The organism is Fibrobacter sp. UWB1 (assembly GCF_002210325.1).
Lineage (GTDB): Bacteria > Fibrobacterota > Fibrobacteria > Fibrobacterales > Fibrobacteraceae > Fibrobacter.
Genome location: NZ_MWQL01000041.1, coordinates 1 through 2,278, shown reverse-complemented (window position 1 = coordinate 2,278; position 2,278 = coordinate 1). Strand labels below are relative to the sequence as shown.

General features: G+C 45.7%; 2 protein-coding genes. One reads left to right on the top strand and one right to left on the bottom strand.

Annotated elements, in window-relative coordinates:
- Window positions 1-259: 259 nt before the first annotated feature.
- Window positions 260-1,210 (bottom strand): fibrobacter succinogenes major paralogous domain-containing protein, encoded by a 951-nt coding sequence (locus B7988_RS14740; protein ID WP_088658476.1) that lies wholly within the window; start codon window positions 1,208-1,210, stop codon window positions 260-262.
- A 390-nt stretch (window positions 1,211-1,600) separates the two neighbouring features.
- Here B7988_RS14740 and B7988_RS14730 point away from each other — a divergent pair, with 390 nt between their 5' ends.
- A complete protein-coding gene (locus tag B7988_RS14730; protein ID WP_088658474.1) occupies window positions 1,601-2,110 on the top strand; it encodes a DUF6169 family protein in 510 nt (169 codons plus the stop codon).
- The last annotated feature ends 168 nt before the right edge of the window (window positions 2,111-2,278 follow it).

Sequence of the window (2,278 nt, the reverse complement as noted above, 5' to 3'; positions counted from 1 at the left end):
TTTTGTGGTCGCATTTGCGGCCGGTTTATTGTTAGAGGCGTTCCCTTCAATCCAATTTCAGGATAAAAAAGAACGCACCTCGCCTTTCTATAGCGAGATGCGTTCAGCGGTAATGTACCTATATTCTAAAAAGTTGGCAAGGGACTGAAGAAAATTTTACAATCCGTATTCGCCCTGCTAGGGGACTCCTACGGAGTTCCCCGCTAATCGGCTCGGCAAAGCAGAAATGCAGCTTTTCTGCGCAGCACTCGCCTCACTGCTAGTCCCGGAGACAACGAACTGAAAACCCGTAGTTCTTACTGCCGTCGCCCAGGTACGCAAGCTCGCTGTAGTAGTACAAGAACATGCTGTACGCGTAGCCGCTATTGTCCTCAGTGGCACTCCAGAAGTACGCGTGGTAGCCATCGTAGTCGAAGCCGCCACTGTAGTACCTGTCGCCGGCGGGCAACGCGGAGAAACCGAAGGCGTCGGTGCCGTTTCCATTGCTATACCAACCGGTCAGGGACTTGAGTACCTTGCCCGCATTCGATTGTCCGCCCACAGCCGTGAACAGGGCTTTCCATTCTTCGTTGCTTGGCAGGTGCCAGCCTTCGGGACATACGCCACGAACAGGATAAGCAGGCGAGCATGTTTCGTTATAGCCGCAGTCCTTGCCATTCGCGCTCCACGTGCCAGCACTATCCATGGCCGCAGCCCAGGTGTAAAGGCGGCCGTACTTGGTGCAGTTGGCGGAGTTGCCGTTGTAGCAGTAGCTGTTCGCGGTTCCGTAGTTGAGGTTTTCCGCCATCCAGGTCTGCTCGCCAATCCGAACCGTTTTGTAAACTTGATTATCTCGTTCATCAAGCAAAGTTCCATATTCGCAGTTGTCTTCGGTTTCTGTTTTGCAAGGCATCGCCAAAGTTACTACACTCGACGAAGACTTTGCCTTGCCCGCAGAACTGCTACTTGACTCGGACAATTTCTCCGAACTACTAGACTCCGCATTCTTTTCGGACGAACTAGACCGGCTAGACCCATTCGACTCCGCATTGCTGTCGCTAGAGATTGCTTCGTCGTTACACTCCTCGCAATGACGTGATGAAGACGAACTCCCCTGCTTTTCAGCACTACTCAACGCCGCAGGTTCACTGTTTTCTGCCGATGCCGACGACGAATCATCACACGCTGCCAGGAACGCCACCATGCAAAGCGCCACAAAAATCTTTTTCATAAAGTCTCCTTCGCCCTAATGGCTTAATTTTCCCGGCGGAAATATAATTATTTTCACATACCCTGTTCATTTCATGTGAACAGCTGACAACAATGTGCGACATATCCACACACAACAAAAAAATCTGTTGATATCTGCAAACAATTGATTGCAAAAACAAGGGGGTTCTCGTTTTTTGCATTTTTTAATTGTAGATTTGCACACTCAACAACTTTTAGGACATTGACTCGTCCATGGTATTTATTTATATTTATGGAAGGTCATCTAATATGAACACAGAAATCAAAAAAGACATTAAAAAGCTGATGGACAAATTGCCCGAGGTAATTGCAGCCAAGAAGCGAATGTCTGCCCATATTAAGAAATATGGGTCGTTAGAATCGTTTAACGATGACCACATTAAATTCGTCAAGCCGCTATAGTTTAACCGAAGCTCCAAACGGTTATATATTTACAACAGATTATGGCAACGAATATCTCGTTACCTTTTCGGACTTAACAAGTATAATCAACCTGAAGGGTTTAAAAATCTACGATTTCGGGATCGAAGTCATTAAGCGAAATTCGGTAAAAAATGACAAGTTTAACGGGAAACTGAAAAATACTATAGCAGCATTACTTTCCCAGTTGTTCTTCAAGCAACCCGAATGCGCGATTTTGATTATTCTAGACACTACAGACAATAAACATCAAGCTCGCTACAGGATGTTTCTTTCGTTAAAGCATAATTCTTGGTTCAAGCAATCTAACAATGGTGAGCTAGAAATAATCGATCTTCCCCTTCGCGATAGGGAATTTGAAAACATCTGCTTTCTACTCATCCGCAAACAAAATCCCCATTTGCAAGATATTCAATCAGCCCTTACAGAATACCTAAATTTATCCTTTGGGAATAATTAAAAAACAGGGCAACAATTAAGGGACTCCCTTGGAGTCCCTGCGTTTCTGTGTCGCGTTTGCCTTGCGGTCAGTCCTTTACGCAACGGACAAAAAGAGCATTAGCCACCAAGAACGCCAACAACACAGAAAAGAACAAATAAGAAGAGATCCTTCGACTACACTTCGTTC